Consider the following 4,458-nt stretch of genomic DNA (forward strand, 5'->3'; position numbering starts at 1 on the left):
AAAGAAGCTCCTACCACAATTATGGTGATGATCACTATTAGTATATGAATTATTCTTTTCAAATGAGAGATAACGTTGTGTGTATGAATCGCTGTGGCTTTTGGCCACTATGATTTTATACACCTTGTTACCAGCTGTTTTATTTTTTATTCCACCATCTATTTAGAGTTCTGAATTCAGTTCCATCATTGAAGCTTGTCCATCCATTTTTTTCATACTTTTCACATATATGCATTTCACCATCTCCACAATCAAGATCAAATGTGAACGGAAGTCGATAATCACCCCAAATACACTTTTTTACTTTACCACTTTTATAGCTCTTCCAAGTTCCCACATAGGTTCGGTTGTAATAGCCATCGGCAATAGCAAAACTCTCATCTAACTTAATACTTTTAGTAGTATGATTTATTTTAATTGCACAATCAAAAGTGCCTTTAAAAGAGCCTACGTGGTTTTGATTTTTGTCCTCAAAAAACTCATACTTAGCAAAAAGTTCTCCTTGACCATTGAAATCATAACCCTCTTTTACTTCAAAAACCTTGAGTATTTTCAACTTACCTTTAAAATCACAAATGTTTCCTTTTACATTTGATTTTCCATAGATCAGGAATGTTAATTTATTTTTTTTATCAACTTCTGTTTTTGATATATGAATTCTTATTCTTCTATTATCTAATCCAATAATTCCATTCTGCTGTTTGTTGTAGGTATTAAATAAAGAATCTAAAACAAAATTATAGTCAGATATTTCTTCTGTTACTTCAGTAGCAACTTCCGATATTCTTTTTGTTTGAAGCTCTAAATACTCTTGGCTAAAATCAGATTGTTTTGGATCAAAGTTCTCGCAAAGATGTCCGTTATAATAAGGGTCAAAATGTGCAGAATTATCTGCTGATAAATTACATCCGGTCCATTCACAATAATTTTTGGTTTGTCCGAAACAAAAGGAAGTTGAAAAAATAAGAATTATTAAGTGGTTTAGTTTCATTTGTTTCAAATTGCTGGTAACGTTTAGCTATGCATAGTGCGGAAGCAGAAAATCGCTAGTCTTCGAATCAGCACTTAGCCAAAGTTTGTGTTTTATTTTTATCTTTTCCAAAATACTAAATTTAAATCTTTGGTGACAAACCAAACAGGCAAAGCCCTTTCGGTCAAACCCTAATCCGCATTATCGCATAGGTGTTGTTAGCTGGCGTTTTTTTCTATACAATTTCTTTCAAACTCTCCAAATATTTTATTCAATTCAGTCCGTTGCGATTCCGTTATTCCATATTCCAAATCATTTAAAACCTCTTTGATAACATAATATTCGTCAAGATTTTTAATCTTCTTTTTTTCGAGTACTTTTTTGGGTAAATTTTTGATTTGAGAAGTCAAAATATTTAATGAAGGAAATTTTTTCGAAGTCAAATTGTTATTCAGTTCCGTTTTTAAATCATTCGGTAAATCTTTAAGTTCAGTTAATGAATCTCTTAATCCCTCTCTCAATCCTCTTCTAGCTAGGGATTCACTTTCCTTTTCCCAATTTCGTAACACATTTACAGGAGAAAACTCCGCATTAGGATCCATTTTTGCATATTTCGCTTCAAATTCCCAAATAATTGTGAAAATTTCTTTGTAAAATTCGTAGTTCGATTTATTAATTTTTATCATTTCTAATGACAGCTAACGTTTAATATATGTGTCGTAGCAGAGCAAATTGTTACCCTGTTTTTTGATCTTTTTGCGCATTGGTTGCTAACTTTTCCATTCTGCAAGCATTGCGCCTTCATAAATATACAATAACCAATCGATTGATCACTTTGCTGCTATGGCACATATATCTTGTTATCGTGCGTTTATTTTTTTCCAGTCACAAACCTTAGCAAAGCTGCCAAGCAAGGTGATATTACTTGCGTAATTACTCCATTAAATTTATTTTTTCTTTCTCGCGATCACCTTGCAATCATAGAGTAGGAGACAGACCTTACCAAATGAACCTGAACTTTTTTAGTCAGAAGCTGGTCAGCCAAAAAGCCGATTTTTTAGCACGTTACTACTCCGTAATCCTCCTCATTTTTGGTTTTTTTATCGCTTTTTTCCTCGATTAGACACTAACCATCACAAACATAATCAGGTCATTGGGTGGTTAACCGTTCGTTGCTTTCGTTTTACTTTTCAGATTCCTAAAATGCACGGATAACGCTAAATATATGAATTGGAGCAAGGCAAACATACCTGAACTAATTGATCTATCTGCGCACTTTTATTTCTTATTAAACTTATAAAAATCTAGCGCCATTGCAAAAAGGAAATGACCTTTCGTTTAAGCGCTAAATTGCTCTGATTTCATATATAATGTTGTGTGTAGCCTTTTTTATATTTCTTCATCGACTGATTCTTTTATTTCAAATTCACCAGTATTTATGTCAAAGAAATGTTGAAATGCGAATGTCCAATCATCTCCTTCAGGTTTTGATATTACTCCAAATAATTCGATTTGTTGGTCTTTGATTTTGTTAAACCAATATCCATGAAACCTGGAAATATCAATTAACTGTTGACCAGCATTCTCCACAAATTTTTCTTTCTGAAATACTGTGTCGATTAGAACTTTTGTGCCTTTTTTTATCGTCAAGTGATGTTCAAAATCACGATACTTATGAATATTTTTTACTCCATCACTATCAAATTCATCGACAACATATGAGTCTAAAGAATTTTGAGTGATAGAAATTCGCATGTCCAAATTGTCAATCAAAGTATCTTTTTTGACAGTTTCTTTTTCTAGAGGAAAGAATCGTTCAATAGTATCATTTATCTTTTGTTTTTTTTCAACAGATTTCTCATTTTGGACGACCTCAATTTCGGTATTTAATTCCTTTTTTGAGTTAGAATTTATATTTTCAGGCTTTCGTTCAGATTTGCAGGAGATAAAACCTAATGTTAGCACAAGAATTATGATTTTTACTTTCATATAATATTTTGGGTTACACACAACGGTTTGTGTAAAATGCGTTTTAATGCATTTTTACACTTTGTTAGCCAAAGTTATTTTTCGTACTTATAATAAGTTTCTCTTACTATTTCTTTGGTTTCGTAATCTTTGACAACCTCCTTTTTAAGAAGTTTATCATTGGAATAGTAATGTTCTATTTCATCCATAAATTGAGCTTTCCCCATAATTTTAAGCCCCTTCCCAATTAAATTTTTTTTGTAAGTTAAATGGGGAAATTCAATTAGTTTGAATAGCATATTGTCTTTGTATTCATATTCCGTTTTTTTAACAGAACCTTCATACTGAAAATTTAAGCATTCTTTTAAAAAACCATTTTTGTCAAAAGTATATTTTACCCTTTCAGGTTCATCTATATGTATTACTTCACATACAGATTTATCTTTATTCCAATTATGTTGGATTATGTATTTAGAGTCAGGGTAGATATAATTTTCTTCTATTAAATACTCTCCAGAATATTTATAAGTGCCAGTATAAACTGTTGTTTTTTTACCATCTCTAATTTCGGTAAGATTTTCTTTTAGTTTTATACCGTTCGATTCAGAAATTTTTTTAATTGAATCTAGTTTTTTTTCAGTTATCGATTCTTCAAACAAATAAAATCTGATTTCAAAATCATTGTCATTTAAATATTGATATTCAGATAAAACTCCATTTAGGTAGTTAATTATCTTTATTACTTTACCATTTAAATAGTAATACTCTTTATGAATAAATTCTTTACCTTCTTCAATAGAGTATATGGTTGTTTTGGTGAAGTCTAATGGTTGTTTTAATAAATCAAAATGCCCTTTAAATATCATTTGTGTTAATTTTGGCTAACGTTTAATATATGTGTCGTAGCAGAGCAAAATGTTACCTTGCTTTTCGATTTTTCTGCGCATTGGTTGCTAACTTTTACTTTCTGCGAGCATTGCGTCTTACCAAAAATACAACAACCATTCGATTGATCACTTTGCTGCTATGCCACATATATCATGTTGTAACCTGTTTTACTTTTTTATCAATTCAGATATTTCTTCTAGATTTAATTCTATCATTTTTTTATGAACAACTCCTACAAAAATTACAAATAACCCTGTCAAAACAAGTCCCAATAAGACTCCATTTTTATATATGATTGTGATTGTCCATAAAATTAAAACAACTAACGTCAAAATCAGAAGAGTTTTTTTAGGTTTAACCGTCAGTTTTACATCTGGAATATTTAGTTCGCAATTAAAGTCATAGAAAGCTTTTCCAAGCACTAATATTCGGTCATTTTCTATTTCCATTTTTTTACTGTCAAACTTTTTAAGAGAATCTATTACTTCGGATTTAGTTTTTTGAGTTTTTATGAGTTTATTTATGTCAAGTTTATTAATATTCATTCGAATAGGTTACAACGTTTCTTGTATGGTGTCGTAGTATCCCGTAGGGTGCTATGCACTATACAAATTGTTAGCATTAGTTTTTTA

5 protein-coding genes are annotated in these 4,458 nt (G+C 30.6%); all 5 read right to left on the reverse strand.

All coding sequences use genetic code 11. The features are described 5' to 3' along the window. Positions 1-139 precede the first annotated feature (139 nt). The 5 genes from Q1A73_RS24200 to Q1A73_RS24220 all read right to left on the reverse strand — a co-directional run bounded on the left by Q1A73_RS24200 (position 140) and on the right by Q1A73_RS24220 (position 4,371). Positions 140-991 carry a hypothetical protein gene (locus Q1A73_RS24200; protein WP_299611312.1) on the reverse strand — a complete coding sequence of 284 codons (852 nt, stop codon included), beginning with the start codon at positions 989-991 and terminating at the stop codon, positions 140-142. 197 nt (positions 992-1,188) lie between these two features. Beyond that, positions 1,189-1,656, reverse strand: a complete 468-nt coding sequence (locus tag Q1A73_RS24205; RefSeq protein ID WP_299611315.1) for a hypothetical protein — start codon at positions 1,654-1,656, stop codon at positions 1,189-1,191. Between the two features lie 703 nt (positions 1,657-2,359). Continuing rightward, positions 2,360-2,959 (reverse strand): DUF4738 domain-containing protein, encoded by a 600-nt coding sequence (locus tag Q1A73_RS24210; protein ID WP_299611318.1) that lies wholly within the window; start codon positions 2,957-2,959, stop codon positions 2,360-2,362. Between the two features lie 74 nt (positions 2,960-3,033). Then, positions 3,034-3,804, reverse strand: coding sequence for a hypothetical protein (locus tag Q1A73_RS24215; RefSeq protein WP_299611322.1), 771 nt, complete (start codon positions 3,802-3,804; stop codon positions 3,034-3,036). Between the two features lie 189 nt (positions 3,805-3,993). Then, positions 3,994-4,371, reverse strand: coding sequence for a hypothetical protein (locus Q1A73_RS24220; RefSeq protein ID WP_299611325.1), 378 nt, complete (start codon positions 4,369-4,371; stop codon positions 3,994-3,996). Positions 4,372-4,458: the final 87 nt, after the last annotated feature.

Source organism: uncultured Aquimarina sp., assembly GCF_947492115.1.
GTDB lineage: Bacteria > Bacteroidota > Bacteroidia > Flavobacteriales > Flavobacteriaceae > Aquimarina.